23 protein-coding genes and 1 tRNA gene are annotated in these 23,344 nt (G+C 72.0%); 13 read left to right on the top strand and 11 right to left on the bottom strand.

All coding sequences use genetic code 11. The features are described 5' to 3' along the window. Nucleotides 1–27 precede the first annotated feature (27 nt). The 3 genes from cysS to ACIQZN_RS17970 all read left to right on the top strand — a co-directional run bounded on the left by cysS (nucleotide 28) and on the right by ACIQZN_RS17970 (nucleotide 4,279). A complete protein-coding gene (gene cysS / locus ACIQZN_RS17980; protein WP_403994241.1) occupies nucleotides 28–1,428 on the top strand; it encodes a cysteine--tRNA ligase in 1,401 nt (466 codons plus the stop codon). Between the two features lie 80 nt (nucleotides 1,429–1,508). Next, the gene (gene rlmB, locus ACIQZN_RS17975) at nucleotides 1,509–2,465 is read left to right on the top strand and encodes a 23S rRNA (guanosine(2251)-2'-O)-methyltransferase RlmB (RefSeq protein ID WP_403994239.1); all 957 of its coding nucleotides are present in this window, start codon (nucleotides 1,509–1,511) and stop codon (nucleotides 2,463–2,465) included. Between the two features lie 191 nt (nucleotides 2,466–2,656). After that, entirely contained in the window at nucleotides 2,657–4,279 is a 1,623-nt protein-coding gene (locus tag ACIQZN_RS17970; RefSeq protein WP_403994237.1) for a DoxX family membrane protein, read from the top strand. A gap of 72 nt (nucleotides 4,280–4,351) precedes the next feature. On the opposite strand, the gene ACIQZN_RS17965 is transcribed toward ACIQZN_RS17970, so the two are convergent. The 3 genes from ACIQZN_RS17965 to ACIQZN_RS17955 form a co-directional block, all read right to left on the bottom strand. Continuing rightward, on the bottom strand, nucleotides 4,352–5,062 hold the full coding sequence (locus ACIQZN_RS17965) for an NDP-sugar synthase (RefSeq protein ID WP_403994234.1): 711 nt from the start codon (nucleotides 5,060–5,062) through the stop codon (nucleotides 4,352–4,354). A gap of 46 nt (nucleotides 5,063–5,108) precedes the next feature. Then, nucleotides 5,109–5,540 carry a hypothetical protein gene (locus ACIQZN_RS17960; RefSeq protein ID WP_403994231.1) on the bottom strand — a complete coding sequence of 144 codons (432 nt, stop codon included), beginning with the start codon at nucleotides 5,538–5,540 and terminating at the stop codon, nucleotides 5,109–5,111. Nucleotides 5,541–5,760: 220 nt separating this feature from the next. Continuing rightward, nucleotides 5,761–6,897: an ABC transporter ATP-binding protein gene (locus tag ACIQZN_RS17955; RefSeq protein ID WP_403994228.1), complete on the bottom strand. Its 1,137-nt coding sequence runs from the start codon at nucleotides 6,895–6,897 to the stop codon at nucleotides 5,761–5,763. A gap of 180 nt (nucleotides 6,898–7,077) precedes the next feature. On the opposite strand from ACIQZN_RS17955, the gene ACIQZN_RS17950 reads away from it, so the two are divergent. Then, nucleotides 7,078–7,154 (top strand) — tRNA-Thr (locus ACIQZN_RS17950). Between the two features lie 32 nt (nucleotides 7,155–7,186). On the opposite strand, the gene ACIQZN_RS17945 is transcribed toward ACIQZN_RS17950, so the two are convergent. Next, entirely contained in the window at nucleotides 7,187–7,846 is a 660-nt protein-coding gene (locus ACIQZN_RS17945) for a rhomboid-like protein (protein ID WP_403994496.1), read from the bottom strand. 33 nt (nucleotides 7,847–7,879) lie between these two features. On the opposite strand from ACIQZN_RS17945, the gene ACIQZN_RS17940 reads away from it, so the two are divergent. Continuing rightward, nucleotides 7,880–8,836: an aminoglycoside phosphotransferase family protein gene (locus ACIQZN_RS17940; protein WP_403994225.1), complete on the top strand. Its 957-nt coding sequence runs from the start codon at nucleotides 7,880–7,882 to the stop codon at nucleotides 8,834–8,836. Nucleotides 8,837–8,867: 31 nt separating this feature from the next. Beyond that, nucleotides 8,868–9,344, top strand: coding sequence for a GNAT family N-acetyltransferase (locus ACIQZN_RS17935; RefSeq protein WP_403994223.1), 477 nt, complete (start codon nucleotides 8,868–8,870; stop codon nucleotides 9,342–9,344). A 26-nt stretch (nucleotides 9,345–9,370) separates the two neighbouring features. Here ACIQZN_RS17935 and ACIQZN_RS17930 read toward each other — a convergent pair whose 3' ends face one another. Beyond that, nucleotides 9,371–10,360 (bottom strand): zinc-binding dehydrogenase, encoded by a 990-nt coding sequence (locus ACIQZN_RS17930; RefSeq protein WP_403994220.1) that lies wholly within the window; start codon nucleotides 10,358–10,360, stop codon nucleotides 9,371–9,373. A gap of 113 nt (nucleotides 10,361–10,473) precedes the next feature. Between ACIQZN_RS17930 and ACIQZN_RS17925 the strand changes: the two genes are divergently transcribed. Further along, complete coding sequence (locus tag ACIQZN_RS17925; RefSeq protein ID WP_403994217.1) at nucleotides 10,474–11,154, top strand: pentapeptide repeat-containing protein; 681 nt, start codon at nucleotides 10,474–10,476, stop codon at nucleotides 11,152–11,154. An 18-nt stretch (nucleotides 11,155–11,172) separates the two neighbouring features. Here the strand turns inward: ACIQZN_RS17925 and ACIQZN_RS17920 are convergent, their stop codons facing one another. From ACIQZN_RS17920 to ACIQZN_RS17910, 3 genes are read right to left on the bottom strand one after another with little or no spacing between them, the layout of a single operon-like run. After that, nucleotides 11,173–11,670 carry a hypothetical protein gene (locus tag ACIQZN_RS17920; protein WP_018101597.1) on the bottom strand — a complete coding sequence of 166 codons (498 nt, stop codon included), beginning with the start codon at nucleotides 11,668–11,670 and terminating at the stop codon, nucleotides 11,173–11,175. 33 nt (nucleotides 11,671–11,703) lie between these two features. Continuing rightward, the gene (locus ACIQZN_RS17915) at nucleotides 11,704–12,369 is read right to left on the bottom strand and encodes a response regulator (RefSeq protein WP_403994214.1); all 666 of its coding nucleotides are present in this window, start codon (nucleotides 12,367–12,369) and stop codon (nucleotides 11,704–11,706) included. Then, entirely contained in the window at nucleotides 12,366–13,667 is a 1,302-nt protein-coding gene (locus ACIQZN_RS17910) for a sensor histidine kinase (RefSeq protein ID WP_403994211.1), read from the bottom strand. The genes ACIQZN_RS17915 and ACIQZN_RS17910 overlap by 4 nt, the downstream gene beginning before the upstream one ends. A 175-nt stretch (nucleotides 13,668–13,842) precedes the next feature. Here ACIQZN_RS17910 and ACIQZN_RS17905 point away from each other — a divergent pair, with 175 nt between their 5' ends. The 3 genes from ACIQZN_RS17905 (at nucleotide 13,843) to ACIQZN_RS17895 (ending at nucleotide 16,675) form a co-directional block, all read left to right on the top strand. Then, nucleotides 13,843–14,400, top strand: coding sequence for a heme-binding protein (locus ACIQZN_RS17905; RefSeq protein ID WP_403994208.1), 558 nt, complete (start codon nucleotides 13,843–13,845; stop codon nucleotides 14,398–14,400). Nucleotides 14,401–14,431: 31 nt separating this feature from the next. Next, complete coding sequence (locus ACIQZN_RS17900; protein ID WP_403994206.1) at nucleotides 14,432–15,061, top strand: ankyrin repeat domain-containing protein; 630 nt, start codon at nucleotides 14,432–14,434, stop codon at nucleotides 15,059–15,061. Nucleotides 15,062–15,259: 198 nt separating this feature from the next. Next, nucleotides 15,260–16,675 carry a M1 family metallopeptidase gene (locus ACIQZN_RS17895; protein ID WP_403994203.1) on the top strand — a complete coding sequence of 472 codons (1,416 nt, stop codon included), beginning with the start codon at nucleotides 15,260–15,262 and terminating at the stop codon, nucleotides 16,673–16,675. Between the two features lie 25 nt (nucleotides 16,676–16,700). Here the strand turns inward: ACIQZN_RS17895 and ACIQZN_RS17890 are convergent, their stop codons facing one another. Beyond that, complete coding sequence (locus ACIQZN_RS17890; RefSeq protein ID WP_403994200.1) at nucleotides 16,701–18,275, bottom strand: M4 family metallopeptidase; 1,575 nt, start codon at nucleotides 18,273–18,275, stop codon at nucleotides 16,701–16,703. A 238-nt stretch (nucleotides 18,276–18,513) separates the two neighbouring features. Beyond that, nucleotides 18,514–19,089: a TerD family protein gene (locus ACIQZN_RS17885; protein WP_330313017.1), complete on the bottom strand. Its 576-nt coding sequence runs from the start codon at nucleotides 19,087–19,089 to the stop codon at nucleotides 18,514–18,516. 169 nt (nucleotides 19,090–19,258) lie between these two features. Here ACIQZN_RS17885 and arfB point away from each other — a divergent pair, with 169 nt between their 5' ends. Then, nucleotides 19,259–19,693, top strand: a complete 435-nt coding sequence (gene arfB, locus ACIQZN_RS17880) for an alternative ribosome rescue aminoacyl-tRNA hydrolase ArfB (RefSeq protein WP_403994197.1) — start codon at nucleotides 19,259–19,261, stop codon at nucleotides 19,691–19,693. Between the two features lie 63 nt (nucleotides 19,694–19,756). On the opposite strand, the gene ACIQZN_RS17875 is transcribed toward arfB, so the two are convergent. After that, the gene (locus ACIQZN_RS17875) at nucleotides 19,757–20,263 is read right to left on the bottom strand and encodes a flavin reductase family protein (RefSeq protein ID WP_403994194.1); all 507 of its coding nucleotides are present in this window, start codon (nucleotides 20,261–20,263) and stop codon (nucleotides 19,757–19,759) included. Nucleotides 20,264–20,588: 325 nt separating this feature from the next. Here ACIQZN_RS17875 and cdgB point away from each other — a divergent pair, with 325 nt between their 5' ends. Together cdgB and ACIQZN_RS17865 are read left to right on the top strand one after the other, a co-directional pair. Continuing rightward, the gene (cdgB, locus tag ACIQZN_RS17870; RefSeq protein ID WP_403994192.1) at nucleotides 20,589–22,223 is read left to right on the top strand and encodes a diguanylate cyclase CdgB; all 1,635 of its coding nucleotides are present in this window, start codon (nucleotides 20,589–20,591) and stop codon (nucleotides 22,221–22,223) included. Between the two features lie 143 nt (nucleotides 22,224–22,366). Next, on the top strand, nucleotides 22,367–23,344 hold the full coding sequence (locus ACIQZN_RS17865; protein ID WP_403994189.1) for a carbohydrate-binding protein: 978 nt from the start codon (nucleotides 22,367–22,369) through the stop codon (nucleotides 23,342–23,344).

Here is a 23,344-nt window from a genome sequence, read left to right as displayed (position 1 = left end):
CTGGTGCGGGCCCACTACCCTTGAGGGGTGACTATTCGCCTGTACGACACCAGCGCCCGGCAGATCCGTGACTTCGTCCCGCTCACAGCGGGCTGTGTCTCGATCTACCTCTGTGGCGCTACCGTCCAGGCCGCCCCGCACATCGGGCACATCAGGTCCGGACTGAACTTCGACATCATGCGCCGGTGGTTCGCCCACCGCGGCTACGACGTGACGTTCGTCCGGAACGTCACGGACATCGACGACAAGATCATCACCAAGTCCGCCGAACAGGGCCGCCCCTGGTGGTCCATCGGCTACGAGAACGAGCGGGCGTTCAACGCGGGCTACGACGCGCTCGGCTGCCTGCCGCCCAGCTACGAACCGCGCGCGACCGGGCACATCCCGGAGATGATCGAGATGATGCGCGGCCTCATCGAGCGCGGTCACGCGTACGCCGCCGACGGCAACGTCTACTTCGACGTGCGCTCGTTCCCCGGCTATCTGGAGCTGTCCAACCAGGACCTGGACGATCTGCGCCAGCCCTCCGGCGACGAGACCGGCAAGCGCGACCAGCGCGACTTCGCCATGTGGAAGGCGACGAAGCCCGGCGAGCCCAGCTGGGAGACGCCCTGGGGCCGCGGCCGCCCCGGCTGGCACCTGGAGTGCTCCGCCATGGCGCACAAGTACCTCGGCACCGCCTTCGACATCCACGGCGGCGGCATCGACCTGATCTTCCCGCACCACGAGAACGAGATCGCCCAGGCCAAGGCGTTCGGCGACGACTTCGCGCGCTACTGGGTGCACAACGGCTGGGTCACCATGTCCGGCGAGAAGATGTCGAAGTCGCTGGGCAACTCCGTGCTCGTCAGCGAGATGGTCAAGACCTGGCGTCCCATCGTCCTGCGCTACTACCTGGGCACCCCGCACTACCGGTCCATGATCGAGTACAGCGAGGAGGCCCTGCGCGAGGCCGAGTCCGCGTTCGCCCGGATCGAGGGCTTCATCCAGCGGGTCACCGAGAAGGCCGGCGAGACCGTCGCGCCCGCCGCCGAGGTGCCGCCCGCCTTCGCCGAAGCCATGGACGACGACCTCGGGGTGCCCCAGGCGCTCGCGATCGTCCACACCACGGTCCGCCAGGGCAACTCGGCCCTCGCCGCCGACGACAAGGAAGCCGCCGTCGCGCGCCTCGCCGAGGTCCGCGCCATGCTCGGCGTCCTCGGCCTCGACCCGCTCGACGACCACTGGGCCGGCGAGGGCGACCGCGGCGACGACCTCCACGGCGTCGTGGACACGCTCGTCCGCCTCGTCCTCGACCAGCGGCAGTCCGCGCGCGCCCGCAAGGACTGGGCCGCCGCCGACGCCATCCGCGACCAGCTCAACCAGTCCGGACTCGTCATCGAGGACAGCCCGTCCGGTCCCCGGTGGACACTCGGCCCGCGCCAGTAGCCACCACATGCCGCCCGGTCCGCCGGGCGGCACACTGCACTTATACGTACGCACGACCGAAGCAACGAAACAGGTAGGTCATGGCCGGGAACAGCCAGCGCAGGAACCGCCGCACGTCCAACAAGAAGGGCGCGACGGTCGGCAGCGGTGGCCAGCGACGCCGGGGCCTCGAAGGCAAGGGCCCGACCCCGCCCGCCGAAGAGCGCAAGAAGCACAAGAAGAACCGCATCGCGACCGCCAGGGCCAAGCAGGCCGCCAACCGCCGCCCGGCCCCCCGGCGCGGCGGCGTCAAGGGCACCTCGGAGATGGTCGTCGGCCGCAACCCGGTGTACGAGGCCCTGCGCGACGGCGTCCCCGCCACCACGCTCTACGTCCAGCAGTACATCGACAACGACGAGCGCGTCCGCGAGGCCCTCCAGCTCGCTGGTGAGCGCGGCAACATCAACCTCATGGAGGCGCCGCGCCCCGAGCTCGACCGCATGACGGGCGGGCTCAACCACCAGGGCCTCGTCCTCCAGGTCCCGCCCTACGAGTACGCCGACCCGCAGGACCTCCTCGAAGCCGCGTACGACAACGGCGAGGACCCGCTGATCGTCGCCCTCGACGGCGTCACCGACCCGCGCAACCTCGGCGCGATCGTCCGTTCCGTCTCCGCCTTCGGCGGTCACGGCGTCGTCGTCCCGGAGCGCCGCGCGGCCGGCATGACCGCCGGGGCCTGGAAGTCCTCGGCCGGTACCGCCGCCCGTACCCCCGTCTCCAAGGTCACCAACCTGACCCGCGCCCTCGAAGCCTTCAAGAAGGAGGGCATCGCGGTCGTCGGCCTCGCCGCCGACGGTGAGCACACGGTCGAGGACCTCGAAGCGCTCGGCGGGCCCGTCGTCATCGTCATCGGCAGCGAGGGCAAGGGCCTCGGCCGCCTCGTCGGCGAGACCTGCGACTACCGCGTCCGCATCAACATGCCGGGCGGCGCCGAGTCGCTCAACGCCGGTGTCGCCGCCGGCATCGTCATGTACGAGGTCGCGCGCCGCCGCGCCTGATCCCAGAGGCCCTTGCCGGCCGCGCGGGGGCGCGTACGCACGTGCACGCGCCCCCGTACGACCCTCCACCACCTGTTGACGGGTCTCGGACACCTTCGACACGGTCAAGGCAGTGTCCTAATCACACATCACTCGGTTAGATGAGTGTGGACACCAGAACGCCTCGGTTCGACGAACTACCCGCCCTGAGCATGACCAAGGTGGACTGCGACCCTGCGCAGGTCATCGTCAACCACGCCAGCTTCCGGGTGCAGCTCGCGCCCGGCCAGCGCGCACGGCTGCGCGGTGTGACCCCCGCCGGCGCGCCCAGGATCCCCGCCATGAGCGCCCCCGGAGCCGGACGCGGCCGGCGCGCCCCCGTCGTCTGGAGCGGCAAGTCCGCCCCCGGCGATCCCGGCGCCACCGGACTCCTCCAGGCCGTACGCAACTCCACCGCGGGCCGTCCCGACACCGCGTACGACCCCTACGATCCGTACGCCTCCTACGAGTTCGACCAGGGACGCGGCGGTGCCGGCACCCAGGTCATCCCGCGCCTCGACGAGTCCCCGCTCGAAGAGACCCAGCCCAACCCCGTCATCGGCGCACCCCGCTCCGGCGGTCCGCTGCTGCCCCCCATGCGCCGGGCGGTCGGTGCCTACGACCCCGTCGGCCCCGGCCCGTACGACCCGGACGGCTACGACGAGCGGGGCCGGTACGACGACGAGCCCGCCGTCGACCTCACGGACGAGGAGGACCGCGGCCGGCGCCAGGGCGCCCCGGACGACGTCCGCCACGCGTACTACCCGGGCCGCCGGATGAACCTCGGCGTCGTCCTCCTGCCGATGCGGGTCTTCCTCGGCTTCATCTCCATCTACGCCGGCATGGGCAAGCTCTGCGACCCCGTCTACTTCGACGGCGGCGAGCGCGGCTCGATGGTCAAGTGGCTCAACTCGCTGCACCCGTGGGCGCTGGCCGAGCCGCTGCGCGAGTTCGCCCTCTCGCACCCGGTCGGTGCCGGTCTCTCGATCGCCTTCCTCCAGGTCGTCGTCGGTGTCCTCACCGTCCTCGGGCTCTGGCAGCGCGTCGCCGCGACCGTCGGGGCCCTGCTGTCCGCCGCCCTCCTGGTCACCGTGAGCTGGCGCACCGTCGCCGCCTACGACGCCCCGGACGTGCTCTACCTCGCCGCCTGGAGCCCCCTGATCATCGCGGGTGCCCCCGTCTACTCCATCGACGGACGGCTCGCCGGAGAAGCCTGGCGCAAGCTCGGACCCCGCTCCGAGATCTGGGACCTGCGCCGCCGCGTGCTGCGCCGGGGCGCGGTCGTCGCCAGCGTCGTCGTCGGCCTCACCCTGCTGATCGGCTCCGTCCTCGGCGGCGCCGTCCGCTCCACGGATGTCGTCACCGTCCCGGGCCCGCACGGCGTGCCCACCAACCAGCTCCCCGGTTCGCCGCTCCCCGACAAGTCCCGCAAGGGCAAGGCGTCCAAGAGCCCCACCGGCCACCAGCCGACGCCCTCGCACAGCACCGCACCGCACACCCCGTCCGCCGACGCCTCCACCCCCTCGTCGGAGAGCGTCCGCGAGACGGGCCAGGCGGCGGGCGCGAGCACCGGACAGCCCAGCCAGACCCAGGGCACCGGCCAGCAGACTCCGCAGCAGACCACCCCCCAGCAGCCCCCCGCGACCAGCTCCGGCCCCAGCTCCTCCGGGTCCACCGGCACCGGCGGCGGCTCCACCACGGGCGGCTCCGACCCCGACCCCGGCGCCTCCTCGGGCGGCGGCGGCGACGGCGGCAGCGGCGGAGGCCGCAACCCGATCGGCGGCCTCCTCGGCTGACGGCGGGCGCCCGTACGGGAACGGGGCGGGCCCGGAGGAAGAACCTCCGGGCCCGCCCCGTTCCCGTACGTCCTACCGCGCGTCCAGCTCCTTGGCGGCCTCCGTCAGGTCCTTCGCGGTGTCGATCGCCCGCCAGTACGCGCCGTGCGGCAACGGATAGCCGGCCAGCCGGCGTTCGCGGGCCAGCCGGGGGAACGTGGTCCGCTCGTGGTCGCCCCGGTCCGGCAGCAGTCCCGTGAACGCGGGGGAGAACACGTACACCCCCGCATTGATCAGATACGGCGAGGGCGGCGCCTCGATGAAGTCGGTGATGTGCCCGAACGCGTCCGTTTCGACCGCGCCCCACGGAATCCGGGGCCGGGCCAGCGCCAGGGTCGCGGTCGCGTCGCGCTCCGCGTGGAACGCCGCCATCTCGCGCAGCGAGAAGCGCGTCCAGATGTCCCCGTTGGTCGCGTACCACGGCTCGTCCGGCTCGGGCAGCCGCGCCGCCGCGTACTTCAGGCCGCCGCCGCGTCCCAGCGGTTCGGACTCCACGACCGTCGTCACGCGCAGCGGCAGCACCGCGTCGGCCAGCCACTCCTGGAGCACCTCGGCCAGATGCCCGCACGAGACCACGGCGTCGGTCACGCCCTCGGCGGCCAGCCAGGAAAGCTGATGGCCGATGATCGGCGTCCCGGTGCCCGGGATCTCGACCATCGGCTTGGGGCGGTCATCGGTATACGGGCGCAGCCGTGACCCCTGGCCACCTGCCAGGATCACGGCCTGCGTCGGAAACGTATGCATGCCAGGCACGATAGGCCGTGCCCGGCAGCGGGGAGTGTCGCGGCGGTCAGCTGAACTGGGCGACGCCCGAGGCGAACGAGGTGTCGCAGACGGGGCGCGAGAAGCGGTGCGCGCGCGTCGGGCCGTACTTGTCGACGGCGGCCTTGCCCAGGGTCTTCGCGATGGACATGCAGTGCTTGGCGAGCGACGGGCGTCCCTCGACGGCGCGCTGGAGGTCCGTCAGCGCGACCCCCGGGTCCTTGGCGCGGAGCTCCTGGAGGAGCCGGTCGCGCAGGACGTCCTGGGGGGCGCGCTGCTTGACGGCGGCGTCGGCGCCCTTGGCGTCGGGGACGGTGCGGGCCGACGCGGCGAGGAGCTGCGAGTCGGAGTTGCTGGCTGCCCACGGCACGGCGGTGACCGCGAGGGTCCCGGACAGGACCATGACGACGGGCAGTACGAAAGCGAGAGTTCGGCCGATACGGCGCACGGTGTGGGTCACGCAGCGAGCGTAGCGGCCGGTGATGGCGTGGCGACATTACGTCACCCTCGCGGGGGATGGTTCGAGTGTGCTTTTCGAATCGCGTGTTGACGAACGGAAGCGAAATGACCGTTCTGGCGGGGAATTGGCGTGTGCCGTTTCAAACGGCGTTGTTTCCACCGGGGAAGCGCGGTGGCCCCGCACGAAGATCGTGCGGGGCCACCGTACAGCGTGTGCGACGTCAGTCGGTGAGGCGCTCACCGGTCGACGTGGCGAAGACGTGCAGCTCGTCCGGGCGGGGCACGACGTGCAGCTTGGTGCCCTTCTCCGGGACGGCGCGGCCGCCGACGCGGACGACCAGGTCCTTGTGCTCGCCACCGACCTCGGCGGCACCGTAGACGAAGCCGTCGGCGCCGAGCTCCTCGACCACGTTGACCGAGACGGCCAGGCCGGCCGGGGCGTCCGAGGAGTCCTTGGTGAGGGACTTCGCGGCGGCGCCGCCGTGCTCGACGATGTCGAAGTGCTCGGGGCGGATGCCGACCGTGACGGTGGTGTCGCCGCGGTCCGCGGCGGCGGTCAGCGCCTCGCGGGAGACCGGGACGACGCTGTTGCCGAACTTCACGCCGCCGTCGGTGATCGGGACCTCGACCAGGTTCATCGCGGGGGAGCCGATGAAGCCGGCCACGAAGAGGTTCGCCGGGCGGTCGTACATGTTGCGCGGCGAGTCGACCTGCTGGAGGAGACCGTCCTTGAGGACCGCGACGCGGTCGCCCATGGTGAGGGCCTCGACCTGGTCGTGGGTGACGTACACGGTCGTGATGCCCAGGCGGCGCTGGAGCGAGGCGATCTGCGTACGGGTGGAGACACGGAGCTTGGCGTCGAGGTTCGACAGCGGCTCGTCCATGAGGAAGACCTGCGGCTCACGCACGATCGCGCGGCCCATCGCGACACGCTGGCGCTGACCACCGGAGAGCGCCTTCGGCTTGCGGTCCAGGTAGTCGGTGAGGTCCAGCATCTTGGCGGCCTCTTCGACCTTCGCCCGGATGTCGGTCTTGTTCACACCGGCGATCTTGAGCGCGAAGCCCATGTTGTCCGCGACGGTCATGTGCGGGTACAGCGCGTAGTTCTGGAACACCATGGCGATGTCCCGGTCCTTCGGGGGCAGGTGCGTGACGTCGCGGTCACCGATGCGGATCGCACCGCCGTTGACGTCCTCAAGACCCGCGAGCATGCGGAGCGAGGTGGACTTGCCGCAACCGGAGGGACCGACGAGGACGAGGAACTCGCCGTCCTCGATGTCGATCTCGAGCTGGTCGACCGCGGGCTTCGTGGAGCCGGGGTAGACGCGGGACGCCTTGTCGAACGTGACACTGGCCATGCTGATTCTTCTCCTCCACCGGCAGGAACGTGCCGGACGATCCGTTGTAAGGGAGTGGTCTGGTCCATCGGAGTGAACCTGCAAGGACGCTACCTGGAGGTTTCGAATCTGTCAGTAGTTCACCGGCTGTGAAATTTCTGCACGGTGCCGGGGGCCGGGTTGGTTAGACTGCTCCGGCACGCCTCCTTAGCTCAGCTGGCCAGAGCAACGCACTTGTAATGCGTAGGTCGTCGGTTCGAATCCGACAGGGGGCTCCACCGCCAGGCCGGTCTTCCCCGGCCTGGTTTTTTCATGCCTCTGTTCCGCGTCGCGTCAGCGGGTAGCAGCCCAGGCCGATCAGGGCCGCTGTCAGGTGGCCGATGTCCGTGAAGGTCGGGTTGGTGATCAGGGGGACCGTGTAGATCACCAGGACCGCGAAGAGGTAGGCCGGGCGCCAGGGGCGGGGGACGTAATAGGTGAGGACCGCGACCACGCCGGCGAGGGCGTAGCTGACGCCCACGTCGAGGGTGTTGGCGGCGGAGGCCGGGGCGTGGCCGTGGGTGATGGCCCAGGCGAGGACGGACTCGCTGACCAGGGTGGCGAGGACGTGCGCGGTGGCGGCGACGGCGAGCCAGCGCGGGGTGCCGAGGCGGCGCTCGGCGGGGGCGTGGAAGACCGTGTAGAGGACGGCGTAGGGGAGCCACTGTCCGCTGTCGATCCAGAAGGCACTGGTGATGAGGACGCGGACGGGGTTACGGGAGAGCTCGTGGATGTTGGTGGAGCGCTGGCGGAGGAACTCCTCCTCGAAGGCCGGTGACATCTGGTGGACGATCACCGTGGTGACGAAGAGGGCGGTCAGCCAGAGGTACGTGCCGGGTGCGCTGCGGATCCAGGAGCCGAGGGCGCGGAGCAGCCGCCCGGCGGGGGCGTTGCGGGGCCGGGCGGGCGGGGCTGGGTGGCCGGAGGGCATGCCCGATTGACGCATGCTCCTACGATCGGGGGCGTGATCGACATTCCGGATGCGCTCATCGCTACTCAGTCCGCATACAACGGGGAGGCGGGCCGGGCGTTCGTGGCCGCGCTGCCGGGGCTGGCGGCGGAGTTCCTGGAGCGGTGGGGGCTGCGCAGGGACGGCGAGGCGATGTACGGGGTGTGCGCGCTGGTCCTGCCGGTGGTGCGGGCGGGGGATGGGCGGCGGGCGGTGCTGAAGTTGCAGCCGGTCGACGCGGAGACGGCGGGGGAGCCGGTCGCGTTGCGGCTGTGGGGGGCGGCGGGGGCCGGGGCGGTGCGGTTGCTGGAACACGATCCGGGGACCGGGACGATGCTCCTGGAACGGCTGGACGGACGCCGTTCGCTGGCGGGCGAGCCGGACGCGGACCGGGCGGTCCGGGTGATCGCCGGGCTGCTGGCGGAGCTGACGGCGGTGCGGCCGGGGGCGGGTGCGGGGGCGGGCACGACGGGAGCCGGCGCCGGGGCCGGGCTGCGGGGGCTCGGGGAGGCCGCTTCCCGGATGCTGGCCGCCGCGCCGGACGTCGTCGCGGCGCTGGTGGACGAGGAGGAGCGGGGGCTCGTACGGGACTGTGCGGCGGCGGTGCGCGAGGTGGCGGGGGAGCCGGGGGACCGGCTGCTGCACTGGGACCTGCACTTCGGGAACGTGCTGGCCGGGGAGGGCGGCACCGGGTGGGTGGCCATCGACCCGAAGCCGTTGGTGGGGGACCCCGGGTTCGAACTGCTGCCCGCGCTGGTGAACCGTTTCGAGGCGGACGCGGTGGGGAAGCGGTTCGACGCAATGACGGGGGTGCTGGGATTGGACCGGGGGCGCGCGGCGGCGTGGACGCTGGGGCGGGTGCTCCAGAACGCGTGCTGGTCGGTGGAGGGCGGGGCGCGGCGGCTGGCGCCGGAGCAGGCGGAGATCGCGCGAGTGGTGCGGGGGTATGTCCGATCAATGGGTCAGGGGTAAGGGTCGGCGGGGCGATGCTTACGCTGCACGCATGATTCGTACCGCTACCCCCGCCGATGTCCCCGTCATCCACGCCATGGTGCGTGAGCTGGCCGATTACGAGAAGGCGTTGCACGAGGTGCGTGCGACGGAGGAGCAGTTGCGGGAGGCGCTGTTCGGCGAGCACCCGGCCGCGTTCGCGCACATCGCGGAGTCGGACGAGGACGGCGAGGTCGTCGGCTTCGCGATCTGGTTCCTGAACTTCTCGACGTGGCGCGGGGTGCACGGCATCTACCTGGAGGACCTGTACGTACGCCCGGAGCGGCGCGGTGGCGGGCACGGGAAGGCGCTGCTGAGGGAGCTGGCGCGGATCTGTGTGGAGCGGGGTTACGAGCGCCTGGAGTGGTCGGTGCTCAACTGGAACGCCCCGTCGATCGCGTTCTACGAGTCGCTGGGCGCGCGTCCGCAGGACGAGTGGACGGTGTACCGGCTGACCGACGGGGCGCTGGCGGAGCTGGGCGGGGCGTGAGACGGGGCCCGTGGTGAGGTCCGCCCTCAGGGGATGAGGACCACCTTGCCGATGGTGCCCCGGGTCTCCAGGTCGCGGTGGGCGTCGGCGGCGCGGGCGAGCGGGTAGCTCTGGACCGCGGGGCGCAGGTGGCCGGCGGCGGCTTCGGCGAGGGCGCGGGTCTCCAGGGCGCGCAGTCCGCCGCCCCGCTTCAGCAGGCCGGGGCCGAGGACGTTCTCGGAGGTGAGGGAGCGGGCGGCGAGTTCACCGGCGGACGGGGTGAACGGGCCGTCGTTGCCGGACCAGCCGTAGACGACGTGCTGCCCGCCCTCGCCGAGGAGGCCGAAGGCGGCGCGGGCGGTGGTGGAGCCGACGGAGTCGTAGAGCACGGTGGCGCGCCGGCCGAGGGCGTCCAGGTGGGTGCGGACGTGGTGCGGCCAGTCGGGGCGGGTGTAGTCGACGGCGAGGTCGGCGCCGTTGTCCCGGACGCGGGCGGTCTTGGCGGGTTCGCCGGCGAGGCCGATGACGGTGGCCCCGGCGTTCTTGGCGTACTGGACGATCAGCGTGCCGATGCCTCCGGCGGCCGCGGTGACGAGGACGACGGACTCCGGGCCGAGCGGGGTGGCGGCGAGGATGCCGAGGGTGGTGCGGCCGGTGCCGATCATGGCGACGGCCTCGGGGTGGCCGAGCCCTTCGGGCACGGGGTGGAGCCGGTCGGTGTCGGTGACGGCGAGCTCGGCGTAGCCACCGGGGACGTTGCCGAGGTGGGCGACGACGTCGCGGCCGAGCCAGGCGGGGTCGGTGCCTTCGCCGAGCGCGTCGACGGTGCCGGCGACCTCGCGCCCGGGGATGGTGGGCAGCGGGGCGGGGGCCGGGTCGGGGCCGGGGAGCCCTTGGCGCAGTGCGGTGTCCAGGAGGTGTACGCCGACGGCGCGGACGGCGATGCGGACCTGGCCGGGTGCGGGGACGGGGTCCTCGGTCCGCTCGTGACGGAGGTTCTCGGCGGGGCCGAAGGCGTGGAGGCGGATGGCGTGCATGGCGGGGTCCCCCGGGGTGGCGTGGGTGCTGGTGGCCCCAGCCTTTGGCCTCAAGCGCGGTTGAGGTCAAGCGCGGACGGGGCGTTGTCAGTGGCGTGCGTCACGATGGGGGCATGGTGCGCAGTGGTGGTCGGAGCGGTGGGGTGAAGGCGGCGCGGCGGCCGGAGGTGCGGTTGCCGCCGCTGGTGGATTTCGCGGAGGGCGGGCTCGAACCGGACGGGGATTACGACGGGGTGCGGTTCGGGGCGTCGGTGGACCTGGCGGACGCGTCGGGGCGGGGTGCGCGGTTCATGGACTGCGCGCTGGAGGGCTGCGCCCTGGACCGGGCGGAGCTGGTGCGGGCGCGGTTCATCGACTCGGTGCTGACGGGCGTACGGGGCGTGGGCACCGATCTCGCGGAGGCGTCGCTGCGGGACGTGGAGGTGGTGGACGCGCGGCTGGGCGGGACGCAGCTGCACGGCGCGGTGCTGGAGCGGGTGGTCGTGCGGGGCGGGAAGATCGACTACCTGAATCTGCGGGAGGCCCGGCTGACGGACGTCGTCTTCGAGGGCTGTGTGCTGGCGGAGCCGGACTTCGGGGGTGCGCGGCTGACGCGGGTGGAGTTCCGGGACTGCGTGCTGAAGCGGGCGGACTTCAGCGCGGCGCGGATGGAGGACGTGGATCTGCGGACTGTCGCGGAGCTGGACATCGCGCGGGGGGTGGAGCGGCTGGCGGGTGCGGTGATCAGCCCGTTGCAGCTGATGGAGCTGGCGCCGGCGCTCGCGGCGCAGATCGGGGTGCGAGTGGAGGCGTGAGGCGGGGGCCGGGTCCGGTCAGAGGCGGGGGAAGCGGGCCTGGAGGTCCCAGACGGCCGGGTTGTCGGCCAGGCCCTCGTGCATGTCGGCGAGGTCGGCGATCAGGTCGTGCAGGAAGTCGCGGGCCTCGCGGCGCAGCAGGGAGTGGCTGAAGGTGAGGGGAGGTTCCTCGGGGTCCATCCAGTCGGCCTCGATGTCGACCCAGCCGAAGCGGCGCTCGAAGAGCATGCGGTCGGTGGACTCGGTGAAGTCGAGTTCGGCCTGCTGGCGGCGGTGCGAGCGGCTGCCGCGCGGGTCCTGGTCGATCTGCTCGACGATGTCGCACAGGGCCCAGGCGAAGTCGAGCACCGGCACCCATCCCCAGGCTGTGGATACTTCGCGGTCCGCCTTGGTGTCCGCGAGGTAGACGTCCCCGGAGAACAGGTCGTGCCGCAGCGCGCGGACGTCCGCGCGGCGGTAGTCGGTCTGCGGGGGGTCCGGGAAGCGGCGGGAGAGGGAGTAGCCGATGTCGAGCACGGTTCGATGGTGTCATGCCCGGCGTGTCGCCCGTTACGGCAGCAGCCGCTGCTCCTTGGCGACGGCGACGGCGCCCGCGCGGGTGTCGACGCCGAGCTTGTCGTAGATCCGGCCGAGATGCGTCTTGACCGTGGCCTCGCTGATGAACAGGGCGCGGGCGATCTCGCGGTTGCCGAGGCCCCGGGAGAGCTGGCCGAGGATGTCGCGTTCGCGGTCGGTGAGGGTGGGGCGGGGTGCGCGCATGCGGGCCATCACGCGGCTGGCGACGGGCGGCGAGAGCGTGGTGCGGCCCTGGGCGGCGGAGCGGATCGCGGCGAACAGCTCCTCGGGGCGTTCGGCCTTGAGCAGATAGCCGGTGGCGCCGGCCTCGATGGCGCGCGTGATGTCGGCGTCGGTGTCGTACGTGGTGAGGACGAGGACGTGGGTGCCGGGGCCGGCCACGATGCGGCGGGTCGCTTCGACGCCGTCGATGCCGGTGCCGAGCTGGAGGTCCATCAGGACGACGTCCGGGGTGAGCCGGGCGGCGAGCGCGACGGCTTCCTCGCCGCTGCCCGCCTCGCCGACGACCTCGATGTCGGGTTCGCTGCCGAGGAGGGCGAGGAGCCCGGCGCGTACGACGGCGTGGTCGTCGCAGAGCAGGATGCGGATGCGGCCTGCGGTGATGCCGGCGGTCGTGTCCGGGGTCGGGGCGGCGCTCATGCGGGGTCCTGGGGTGTGGGGGCGACGGGGACGGTGGCGGTGACGACGGTGCCTTCGCCGGGGGCCGATTCGATGGTGAGGGTGCCGCCGAGCTGGTGGAGTCGGGCGCGCATGGCGGGCAGCCCGTGGCCGCGCACCCCGCCGCGCACCCCGCCGGGGGCCGTGGCGGTGGGCGTGAAGCCGTGGCCGTTGTCGGCGATGTCGAGGACGGTGCGGTCGTCCAGGTGCGTCAGCGTGAGGGCGGCCTCGGTGGCGTCCGCGTGCTCGGTGACGTTGGCCAGGGCGCCCTGGGCGATCCGCAGCAGCGCGGACTGGGTGCGGTCGGGCAGGACGGTGTGCGGGGCGCCCTCGATGTGGCAGCGGACGGTGAGCCCGCCCTGCGCCTGGGCGGTTTCGCGGGCGGCGAGTGCGTGCAGGGCCGCGTCGAGGCCGCCGCCCTCGGCCAGGTCGGCGGGGGCCAGGTCGTGGACGAAGCGGCGGGCCTCGGCGAGGTTGCGTTCGGCGATGCCTCCGGCGGTACGGATGTGGCGTCGGGCGGCGGCCGGGTCGGTGTCCCAGGTGCGGTCGGCGGCCTGGAGGAGCATCTGCTGGCTGGACAGGCCCTGGGCGAGGGTGTCGTGGATCTCCATGGACAGCCGCTGGCGTTCGGCGAGGGTGCCTTCGCGGCGCTCGGTGGCGGCGAGCTCGCGGCGGGTGCGGAGCAGGTCGTCGATGAGCCTGCCCTGCCGTACCGCCTGGCGCTGCATGTGGACGAACACGGCGGTGGCGACGGCGGCCACGGCGGGCGGGGCGAGCACCAGGTTGGGGTCGAAGCCGTGCGCGAGGCGGAGTTGCGCGGCGACGACGAACAGGGTGAGCAGGGCGACGAGCGCGTACGCGGCGCGGGGCGGCAGGATGCGCAGCCCGGTGTAGAAGAGCGGCACCGCGCACCAGGCGAAGCTGGGCGCGAGGACGACCACCACCATCCACACGACGACGAGCCCGCCGAGCCAGACGAGGCTGCGGGCGGTCGGGCGCGACCCGAGTACGGGCCCGACGACGTAGAGCACGGCCAGCGCGATCGACAGCCCGATGATCCACGGCGTGCGGGCCTCCCCGGGGTGCCGCAGCAGGAACCGCGCGAGCGAGGCGCCGAGGAGCAGGAAGAACGCGGCGTGCATGAGGAGGGCGAGGGAGCGGGTGTCCCCGTCGCCGGCGCCCCGCCCGGGCGCGGGCCGGAGCCCGTCCTCGTACCCCTGCTCCACCTCGTACCCCTGCTCTCCGGTCCCGGAGGGACCCCCGCTGACCTGCGTGGACATTTCATCGTCCCCCCGGACGGGCGCCCGCGCATCAACCGATCGGCCGATGGGGACGTCAGCCGTCCCGGGCGCCGGGTCGAGCCGGTACGACGACCGTCCGGGGCCGGTTCCGGGCCAACGATGGATGCAGGACGCGGGAACCACCCGCTTCCGCCCCCCCGCTGAGGAGCCCCTGATGAAGAAGATGTCGCTGCGCACCCGTGTCCTGACCGGTACCGTCGCCGCCGCCGCCCTCGGGGCCGGCACCTTCGGCGCGATGTCCGCGAACGCGTCCACCCCCGCCGCCGCCCCCGCGACCACCGTCAAGGCGGACACCGCTGACCGCAACCTCCAGCAGACGACGCACCTGACGCTCGACGCCGCGACGAAGGCCGCGAAGGGCGCCCTGGACGCGGCGAAGAAGGAGAACCAGCGCGTCGCGGTCTCGGTGGTGGACCGCAACGGCAACACGATCCTGACCCTGCGCGGCGACGGCTCGGGCCCGCAGGCGTACGAGTCGGCCGAGAAGAAGGCGTACACCGCCGTGTCGTGGAACGCCCCGACCTCCGAGCTGGCCAAGCGGCTCGCCCAGGCCCCGAACCTGAAGGACATCCCTGGCACGCTGTTCCTCGCGGGCGGCGCCCCCGTGCAGGTCAAGGGTGCCCCGGTGGCGGGCATCGGCGTCGCGGGCGCCCCGAGCGGCGACCTGGACGAGAAGTTCGCGCAGGCCGGCGTCGCCGCCCTCGCCAAGTAGTACCTACGCGCACACCTCCCGGGAGACGGACATGAACGCCCTCGATCACCAGCTGCTCGACGCCGCGCGCACCGGCGACACCGCCGGAGTGCGGACCGCGATCGAGGGCGGCGCCCGGGTCGACGCCCGCGACGAGGAGCTGCGCACTCCGCTGCTCCTGGCCGTCCACGGGGACCACGTCGGGACCGCCCGGCTGCTCGTCGCGGCGGGCGCCGACCCGGACGCGCAGGACCGGCGCGAGGAGAGCCCCTGGCTGGCCACCGGCGTCACGGGCAGCGTGGAGATGCTGCGCGTCCTGCTGCCCGCCGGTCCCGATCTGAAGCTGCGGAACCGGTTCGGCGGGATCGCGCTGATCCCGGCGAGCGAGCGCGGTCATGTCGCGTACGTACGGGAGCTGCTGAGGGCCACCGACATCGACGTCGACCACGTCAACCGGCTGGGCTGGACCGCCCTGCTGGAAGCCGTGATCCTCGGCGACGGCGGCCGGGCACACCAGGAGATCGTGGAGCTGCTGCTCGCGGCGGGCGCGACGCCGGGGCTGCCGGACGGCGACGGGGTGACCGCCCTGGAGCACGCGGAGCGGCGCGGGTTCGCGGGGATCGCGGCGCTGCTGCGGGACGCGCGCGGCGCGGAGGCGCCGGACGGCGGGGGCCCGCGGTGAGCGCCCGCCGCGCAGGCGCCCGCCCCGCGCAAGGGCTTCACCCGGGACGGCTACTGGAAGGGCATCACAGTCGTCGCCCTCGACGGGAAGACGCCCCCGGTCCGTCTGGCGGCGGGCGTACGGCCGCTGGGGATCGCGGTGCTGTGAGCCCGGCGCACCACCCCCGGATTACGACATTCCGCACATAGGATCATCGGTGTGGATCATCGAACCCCGGCACGCCGAAGGGTGGCCCGCGCCGCCCTCCCCCTGCTCGCCCTCGCGCTCCTCGCGCCCGCCTGCACGGGCGGGGTGGAGGGCAAGCCGGGTGCGGCCGGGGTGCGCGATCCGTACTTCCCGAAGCTGGGCAACGGGGGCTACGACGTGACGCACTACGCCCTCACGCTCGATGTGGACCCGGACGAGCAGACGTTGCGCGGGACGGCGGAGATCACCGCGCGCGCCACGCAGGACCTCAGCTCGTTCAATCTGGACCTGGCCGGCCTGACGGTGGATTCGGCGACCGTGGAGGGGCGTCCGGCCGCCGTGAACCGGGCGGGCAACGAGCTGACGCTCCGTACGGACGCGAAGGTCGAGGACCGGCTGCGCAAGGGCGAGACGTTCCGTGCCGTCGTGCGCTACTCCGGATCGCCGAAGACGATCACCGACCCGGACGAGTCCGAGGAGGGCTGGCTGCCGACCGACGACGGGGCGCTGGCCCTCGGTGAGCCGACCGGTTCGATGGCCTGGTTCCCGGGCAATCACCACCCGAGCGACAAGGCCGCGTACGACCTGACGGTCACCGTCCCGAAGGGGCTGACGGCGGTTTCCAACGGGGTCATGGCGGGCCCGCCGGTCACGGAGAAGGGCCGCACGACCTTCCGCTGGCACACCGCCGAGCCGATGGCGAGCTATCTCGCGATCCTGGCCATCGGGGAATTCGAGACGAAGACGTCCACGATGGCCGGTGGCATCACGGTGTTCACGGCCGTGGACCCGGAGGTGGCGAAGGCGAGCGCGCGGACGGTCGCCCGGGTCCCGGAGGTCGTGGCGTGGGAGGCGGAGCACTTCGGTCCGTATCCGTTCTCCGCGACGGGCGCGATCGTGGACCGGAAGGACGACGCGGGGTACGCGCTGGAGACGCAGAACCGGCCCTTCTTCCCCGGCCCGCCGAGCGTCGGGCTGCTCGTCCACGAGATGGCGCACCAGTGGTTCGGTGATTCGGTCACGCCGGAGAGCTGGCGCGACATGTGGCTGAACGAGGGCCTTGCGACGTACGCGGAGTGGCTGTGGGAGGAGGAGAAGAACGACACCCCGGCCGAGGAGTCGTTCGAGGACGCCTACGAGGACGAGGACAACTGGGCGTTCCCGCCCGCCGATCCGCCGTCCGCCGCCGCCATCTCGGACGATCCGGTGTACGGGCGCGGCGCGATGGTCATCCACAAGATCCGCGAGGCGGTGGACGACGACGAGGAGTTCTTCGCGCTGTTGCGGGGCTGGACGAAGAAGTACCGGCACCGCAACGCGTCGACGGCGGACTTCACGGCGTACGTGGAGGAGGAGACGGGCCAGGACCTGTCGGACCTGTGGAAGGCGTGGCTGTACGGCAGGAGCCGGCCCGCCGCGGACGGCTGACCGGCTCCCGCTCCCCGCGTACGGGTTACTTCACGTTGACACCGCTCCAGGCCGCGTCGACGGCCTTGAGCTCGGCGCTGTCGGCGCCGTAGAGGTCGGTCGCCGCCCTCTCGGTGGCGGTGCGGGCGTCCGCGTAGTCGGTGGTGGAGGTCATGTACTCGGACAGGGCCTTGTACCAGATCTGGACGGCCTTGTCCCGGCCGATGCCGGTGACGGTGGAGCCGTCGGAGGTCGGGGAGTCGTAGTCGACGCCGTTGACGGTCTTCGCGCCGCTGCCCTCGGACAGCAGGTAGAAGAAGTGGTTGGCGACGCCGGAGGAGTAGTGGACGTCGAGGTCGCCGACGCCGCTGTCCCAGTAGTCGGCCGAGCCGCCGTCCTTGCTGGGCTTGTCCATGTAGCGCAGCGGGCTGCCGTCGCCGTTGATGTCGATCTTCTCGCCGATGAGGTAGTCGCCGACGTCGGTCGCGTTGTCGGCGAAGAACTCGACGGAGGTGCCGAGGATGTCGCTGGTGGCCTCGTTGAGCCCGCCGGACTCGCCGGAGTAGTTGAGGTTGGCGGTGGACGAGGTGAGGCCGTGGCTCATCTCGTGGCCGGCGACGTCGAGGGCGGTGAGCGCGCTCTTGTTGTCGGCGCCGTCGCCGTACGTCATGCAGAAGCAGCTGTCGTCCCAGAAGGCGTTGACGTACGCGTCGCCGTAGTGGACCCGGGAGTACGCGGCCTTGCCGTCGCCCGCGATGCCGTCGCGGCCGAAGGCGGACTTGTAGAAGTCCCAGGTCTGCGCGGCGCCGTAGTGGGCGTCGACGGCGGCGGTCTGGCGGTCGTTGCCGGTGCCGTCGCCCCAGGTGTCGTCGTCGTCCGTGACGAGGTCGCCGGTGCCGCTCTCGCCCTGGTTGAGGTCGTACGTCTTGTGGCCGCCCCGGTCGCCGTCGGTCAGCTCGAAGCCGGAGCCGGACGCGGTGGTGGACAGGTCGACCTTGCCGCTGTACTGGCTGTTGCCGACGCCGGCGGTCTCGATCTCCTCGTAGCTCTGGAGGACCTTGCCGGTGGTGGCGTCGGTGATGACGCGCTTGCGGCTGGGGGTGCCGTCCTTCTGGACGCCGGTCTTGATGGACTCCAGGGCGAGGACGGGGGTGCCGTCGCCGGCCCAGATCACCTTGCGGGCGCTCGCCGCGGTCTTGATCTTCGGCGTGGTGGACGGCACGGATATGCGGGCGGTGGTCGCCTTGGTGACGCTCTTCAGCTTGCCGCTCGCGGCGGTGTGGGTGACGAGGTCGCCGCCGAGGACGGGCAGCCCGTCGTAGGTGCGCTCGTAGCGGGTGTGGACGGTGCCCTTGGCGTCCTTGATCACGTCACGCGCGATCAGCTTCTCCTTGGCGCCGAGCTTCAGCGCGGAGGCGGTGGAGGAGGCGTCGGACTGGGCGGACTCGATGGCGGCGGTGCGGGCCGAGGCGGTGCCGAAGGCCGGAGTGGCGGAGACGGAGGAGGAGTCGCCGGGGGTGTTCGGGTGGGCGTTCGCCGCACCGGTCTGCATTCCGACGACGACCATCGCGGCCACGGCGGCCAGGGCTGCGGCGCGACGGGTGTTCATGTGGGGGGTCATGCAAACTCCGTTGCTCGTTCCGTGGGGGGTTACGAGCCGGGAGCCTGCCACCGAATCGGCGTTATTGACGGTGTACCAACAAATGCCTCACATTTCTTTGACCAGTTCTTGTCCGACTGAGGGGCTGTCATGTCCGTTATCCGGCGGCCTTCGACCAGGCGTGACCGGATCTCCGGACACACGGGAGCCCCCGGCCGCAGACGTTCGGCCGGGGGCTCCTTGTGAGGGCTTGGTGGCGTCAGAGGGTGACGCCGAAGTCCTGCGCGATGCCGCGCAGGCCGGAGGCGTAGCCCTGGCCCACGGCGCGGAACTTCCAGTCGGCGCCGTTGCGGTACAGCTCGCCGAAGACCATGGCGGTCTCGGTGGCGGCGTCCTCGCTCAGGTCGTAGCGGGCGATCTCGGCGCCGCCGGCCTGGTTGAGGATGCGGATGTACGCGTTGCGCACCTGGCCGAAGTTCTGGCTGCGGGTCTCGGCGTCGTAGATGGAGACCGGGAAGACGATCTTGTCGACGTCGGCCGGCAGGCCCGCCAGGTTGACGTTGATCTGCTCGTCGTCGCCCTCGCCGGCACCCGTGAGGTTGTCACCGGTGTGCACGATGGTCTGGTCCGGGGTCGCCTTGTTGTTGAAGAAGACGAAGTGGCCGTCGGAGTAGACCTTGCCGCCCGTGTTGACCGCGATCGCCGAGGCGTCGAGGTCGAAGTCGGTGCCGGTGGTGGTACGGACGTCCCAGCCGAGGCCGACCGTGACGGCGGTGAGGCCGGGGGCCTCCTTGGTGAGGGAGACGTTGCCGCCCTTGGACAGGCTTACTGCCATGGGAAGTCCCTTTCATCTGTCGGGTGCGGGCTTCGCGGTCACGAAGCTACCGTCACAGGTCATAACGCCGACAGGGGACCGAGAGGTTCCGCCCGCCTTTGCTTTCTTTACCGAAGGGGAGCCGGGGCGGCGCAAAAAGAGGTGACGAACAGCTGGTGGGGCGGGGAACATGGGTGTCATGTCCGGGCCCTATGTCATCCGAGGTTCGGTCTCCCTGCCGGAGGCCGAGCTCATGTGGCGTTTCTCGCGCTCCTCCGGGCCCGGTGGCCAGCACGTCAACACCAGCGACTCGCAGGTCGAGCTGCGCTTCGACCTCGCGGCCACCGAGGCGCTGCCCGAGGTGTGGAAGGAACGCGCGCTGGAAAGGCTGGCGGGCCGGCTGACCGGCGGTGTGATCGCGGTACGCGCGTCCGAGCACCGCTCGCAGTGGCGCAACCGCGAGACGGCCGCCGTACGCCTCGCGGCCCTCCTGGCCGAGGCGTCCGCCCCGCCGCCCAGGCCGCGCGTGAAGAAGAAGATCCCCCGCGGGATCAACGAACGACGGCTGCGCGAGAAGAAACAGCGCGGCGACACGAAACGGGGTCGCTCGGGGCGCGACTGGTAGGGCGGTCCCCGTGCCCGGCCCCTCGATCCGGCGCGACGGCCCGCGGCCCCCGGCCCCCTCGGCTCAGCCCAGCTGCCGGTACTTCCCCCGGAAGTACGTCAGCGGCCCGCCGTCCCCGCTCGGGACCCGCGCCCCCAGCACGCGGCCGATCACCAGGGTGTGGTCGCCCGCGACCACCCGCTGCTCGGTGCGGCACTCCAGCGTCGCGAGCGCGCCGCCCGCCAGCGGGGCACCGGTGACCTCGCCGCGTACGTACGGGATGTCCTCGAAGAGCAGTCGGTCGCTGATCCGGCCCTTCATCGCGAACCGGCCCGCGATGTGCCGCTGGCTCTCCGCCAGCACGGACACCGCCCACAGCGGCTGCTCCGCCAGCAGGTCGTCCATCCGGGAGTCGTTGCGCAGGCTCACCATGACCAGCGGCGGGTCCAGGGACACGGACATGAAGGCGGTCGCGGTCATGCCGACGTCCTCACCGCGCCCGCTCTCGTCGAGCGGCGGCTCCTGGGCGGTGACCAGCACCACGCCGGCCGCCAGCCGGGACAGGGCGGCACGGAACTCTTCGTTGCTCACCCCCTCAGCATGGGGGACGGGCTCGGTACGCGGGGTGGGGGGTTTCGTCTGCAACACACAGGGAACGCTAGCCGCGCCCCACGCGCCCCCGCATCGGGCCAGGGGACCAGCCGGGTCCTAGGACCGCCCGGTTCCGTCACCCCTCTGACCTGCCCTGACCTCTTCCCGCTCGTTTGTGACTTGAGTCACAGAGTGCAATATTTGCTGACCCTGTGTACCGGGTGTACAGCTCACTGTGATTCAGTGGCCGTGACACTGCAGTAAGTACGTCACGTACGTCGATATGAATTCTGGAGTGCTGTCGAGGTCTCGGGGAGTGCGAGCGATGGACGCCGAGTCGGAGCCCTATGTCCGTCTCGCGACGATGCGGCAGCTGCACCAGGCCGTCGCCGATCTCAACACGGCGCGGAGCCTGGCCGACACACTGCAGACCGTGGCCGACGGGATCGTCGCCAATCTCGGCTACGAGCTTGCCTGCGTCAACCTCGTCCGTCCCGACGGCGACCTCGTCGTCGCCGCCCTCGCCGGGAACCACGCCGCCGAGGCCCTGATCACCGGCCGGGTCGGCTCCCGCGCCTCCTGGGAGCGCAGGCTGCTCATGGGCGAGGCGTGGGACGGGCTCCGGTTCATACCGCACACCGAGGGCTGGGTCCTCCTCGACGACGACGTGCCGCAGTGGCACACGGAGGGCCCGGAGCCCCGCTTCGAGGACGAGTGGCACCCCCAGGACCGGCTGTACGCCCCGATGTACGCGTCCGGCGGCGGCGCGGACCTCCTCGGCGTCATATCCGTCGACCGGCCGCGCAACGGACGCCGCCCGGGCGCCTGGGGCCGCGAGGCGCTCCATATGTACGCCTCGCAGTCCGCCATCGCGATCAGCAACGCCAGGCTCCGGGCCAACATGCAGCGGGCCCTGGTCCGGCTGGAGCGCGAGCAGCAGGCGCTCCGGGCCAGTGAGGAATCCTTCCGCCAGGCATTCGAGTACGCCCCCAGCGGCATGGCGATCGCCGAGCTGGGCGGCGACCAGCAGGGGCGGCTGCTGCGGACCAACGACGCGCTGTGCCGGCTGCTCGGCCGCCCCGCGTCGGTGCTGCGCCGCTACTCCTTCGCCGATCTGGTCCACCCCGAGGACATCGGCACCCTGCTCCGTACCTCCGCCGAGGGCGGCCGGGCCGAGCTGCGGCTGGGCCGGCGGGACGGCTCCTATCTGTGGGTGTCGCTGCGGAACTCCGTCGTCGCGGACACGGCGGACGGGCCGCGCTTCCTGCTGACGCACGTGGAGGACATCGAGGAGCGCAAGCGCCATGAGCTGAACCTCGCGCACCGCGCCTCGCACGACGCGCTCACCGGGCTGCCCAACAGCGCGGAGCTGCGGACCCGGCTCGGCGCCCGGCTGTGCGCCCGCCCGGACGCGGCGGCGACGACGGACGTGGAGGCGGTGGACGCGGCGTACGGGGACGTGGACGAGACGCGGGGGCACTACCCGGTCGGCGGTCCGGGTGCGCACCCCTTCGACCACCATGTGCACGCCGTGGCGCCGGACACATCGCGGGACGACGGGGCGAAGGGACTCGCGGTCCTCTTCTGCGACCTGGACGGCTTCAAGTCGATCAACGACCGCTTCGGGCACCACACCGGTGACGCGGTGCTCATCGAGGTGGCCCGCCGGCTGACCACCTGCGTCCGGGACGGGGACACCGTCGCCCGGCTCGGGGGTGACGAATTCGTCGTCCTCGCGGACGGCCTGGGCGCGGCGGACGCCGCTGACCTGGCCGTTCGCCTGCGAAATGCCATCATTCCGCCCATTCGGGTCGATGGGCGCGCGGTGCGAGTGGGGGCGAGTTTCGGCATCGGCTGGGCGGCCTGCGGGATGACCGCGGAAGAGGTGCTGCGCTCCGCCGACCAGCGGATGTACGTGGAGAAGCGGTCGCGGTCGAAGGTTCACCGCAGAGCCGGCTGACGTTCTTCCGCGCGTCCCCGTCCGGGTTCCCGTCGAGGTCCTCGTCAATTCTTGACATCGGCCATCCGAGGTAGGCTCGGCCGGTCGGCGACGGCCGGCGCTATTCGGCGACGGCTGACGACATGGTGAGGAGTGACCCAGGGATGGCCGGGAACAACGGCGCGAGCACACCCGAGGACGACGATCCGTTCGGCTACCTCTACGCGGACGGGCAGGCGGCCGGTGCGCAGCCGCCGGGGCAGGGCGGCTACGGCTACCCGGGTCCCGCCGCCCAGCCGGGTGTGCCCCGGACCTCGTACAACCAGGTGCGGACCGTCGGCGAGCGCCAGTACGGGCAGCAGGGGCCGCCGCAGCAGGGGTACGGCTACCCGCCGCAGGCGCCGCCCCAGGGCCAGTACGGTCAGCCCAGCCCGCAGTACGCCGCTCCGGAGACGTATCCCGGCGGCGCGGCCACCACGCAGGTGCCGCAGCAGGGCGGTCGCGGCGGCGGTTCCGGCAAGGGCGGCCCGAACACCAAGGGCCTGCTGATCGCGGCGGTCGCGGTCGTCGCGGTGGTGCTCGTCGGCATCGGCGCGGCGCTGATGACGGGCGACGGCGACAAGGACAAGAAGGCCGAGGCGAACTCCTCGCAGGAGCCCGGCTCGGAGGTCGAGGAGTCCCCCACACCGGAGACGTCCCCGTCCGCCTCGGCCCCGGCGGAGCTCCCGAAGCAGGACGCGGCCTCGCTGCATCTGGGCGGCACGGCGCAGCTCGACAACTCCGTGAAGGGCGCCAAGAGCGCGAACGGGCAGTACATCAACCTCAACGAGGTGGGCCGTTCCGCGACCTGGACGGTGGACGTGCCGGAGGACGGCGAGTACACGCTGTTCGTGACGTACGGCGTGCCGGGCAAGGACGCCAAGACCTCGCTCACGGTCAACTCCGAGGACCCGCGCGACATCAACATGAAGAACTTCGCCAACGCCCCCGAGGGCGATCTGGAGAAGGGCTGGACCACGACGTACGCGTACGTCAATCTCGTCAAGGGCCAGAACACGCTGATGATCTCGTGCAACGAGGGCGATCAGTGCGACGCCAACCTGGACCAGCTGTCGCTGAAGGCAGGTCACCAGACCCGCTGA

The organism is Streptomyces sp. NPDC097595, from assembly GCF_044761525.1.
In the GTDB taxonomy this organism is placed as follows: domain Bacteria; phylum Actinomycetota; class Actinomycetes; order Streptomycetales; family Streptomycetaceae; genus Streptomyces; species Streptomyces drozdowiczii_A.
Note: the sequence above shows the minus strand (reverse complement) of the source record. Positions and strands in the feature narration are given on the sequence as shown.

Excerpts from the sequence above, each read along its gene's own strand:
- ACIQZN_RS17865 (WP_403994189.1), top strand. The coding sequence starts at position 22,367 with ATGGCCGGGAACAACGGCGCGAGCACACCCGAGGACGACGATCCGTTC.
- ACIQZN_RS17965 (WP_403994234.1), bottom strand. The coding sequence starts at position 5,062 with ATGCATACGTTTCCGACGCAGGCCGTGATCCTGGCAGGTGGCCAGGGG.
- ACIQZN_RS17935 (WP_403994223.1), top strand. The coding sequence starts at position 8,868 with ATGATTCGTACCGCTACCCCCGCCGATGTCCCCGTCATCCACGCCATG.
- ACIQZN_RS17910 (WP_403994211.1), bottom strand. The coding sequence starts at position 13,667 with ATGTCCACGCAGGTCAGCGGGGGTCCCTCCGGGACCGGAGAGCAGGGG.
- rlmB (WP_403994239.1), top strand. The coding sequence starts at position 1,509 with ATGGCCGGGAACAGCCAGCGCAGGAACCGCCGCACGTCCAACAAGAAG.
- ACIQZN_RS17890 (WP_403994200.1), bottom strand. The coding sequence starts at position 18,275 with ATGACCCCCCACATGAACACCCGTCGCGCCGCAGCCCTGGCCGCCGTG.
- ACIQZN_RS17930 (WP_403994220.1), bottom strand. The coding sequence starts at position 10,360 with ATGCACGCCATCCGCCTCCACGCCTTCGGCCCCGCCGAGAACCTCCGT.
- ACIQZN_RS17900 (WP_403994206.1), top strand. The coding sequence starts at position 14,432 with ATGAACGCCCTCGATCACCAGCTGCTCGACGCCGCGCGCACCGGCGAC.
- ACIQZN_RS17885 (WP_330313017.1), bottom strand. The coding sequence starts at position 19,089 with ATGGCAGTAAGCCTGTCCAAGGGCGGCAACGTCTCCCTCACCAAGGAG.
- ACIQZN_RS17945 (WP_403994496.1), bottom strand. The coding sequence starts at position 7,846 with ATGCCCTCCGGCCACCCAGCCCCGCCCGCCCGGCCCCGCAACGCCCCC.
- cdgB (WP_403994192.1), top strand. The coding sequence starts at position 20,589 with ATGGACGCCGAGTCGGAGCCCTATGTCCGTCTCGCGACGATGCGGCAG.
- ACIQZN_RS17970 (WP_403994237.1), top strand. The coding sequence starts at position 2,657 with ATGACCAAGGTGGACTGCGACCCTGCGCAGGTCATCGTCAACCACGCC.
- ACIQZN_RS17925 (WP_403994217.1), top strand. The coding sequence starts at position 10,474 with ATGGTGCGCAGTGGTGGTCGGAGCGGTGGGGTGAAGGCGGCGCGGCGG.
- ACIQZN_RS17915 (WP_403994214.1), bottom strand. The coding sequence starts at position 12,369 with ATGAGCGCCGCCCCGACCCCGGACACGACCGCCGGCATCACCGCAGGC.
- ACIQZN_RS17955 (WP_403994228.1), bottom strand. The coding sequence starts at position 6,897 with ATGGCCAGTGTCACGTTCGACAAGGCGTCCCGCGTCTACCCCGGCTCC.
- ACIQZN_RS17905 (WP_403994208.1), top strand. The coding sequence starts at position 13,843 with ATGAAGAAGATGTCGCTGCGCACCCGTGTCCTGACCGGTACCGTCGCC.
- arfB (WP_403994197.1), top strand. The coding sequence starts at position 19,259 with ATGGGTGTCATGTCCGGGCCCTATGTCATCCGAGGTTCGGTCTCCCTG.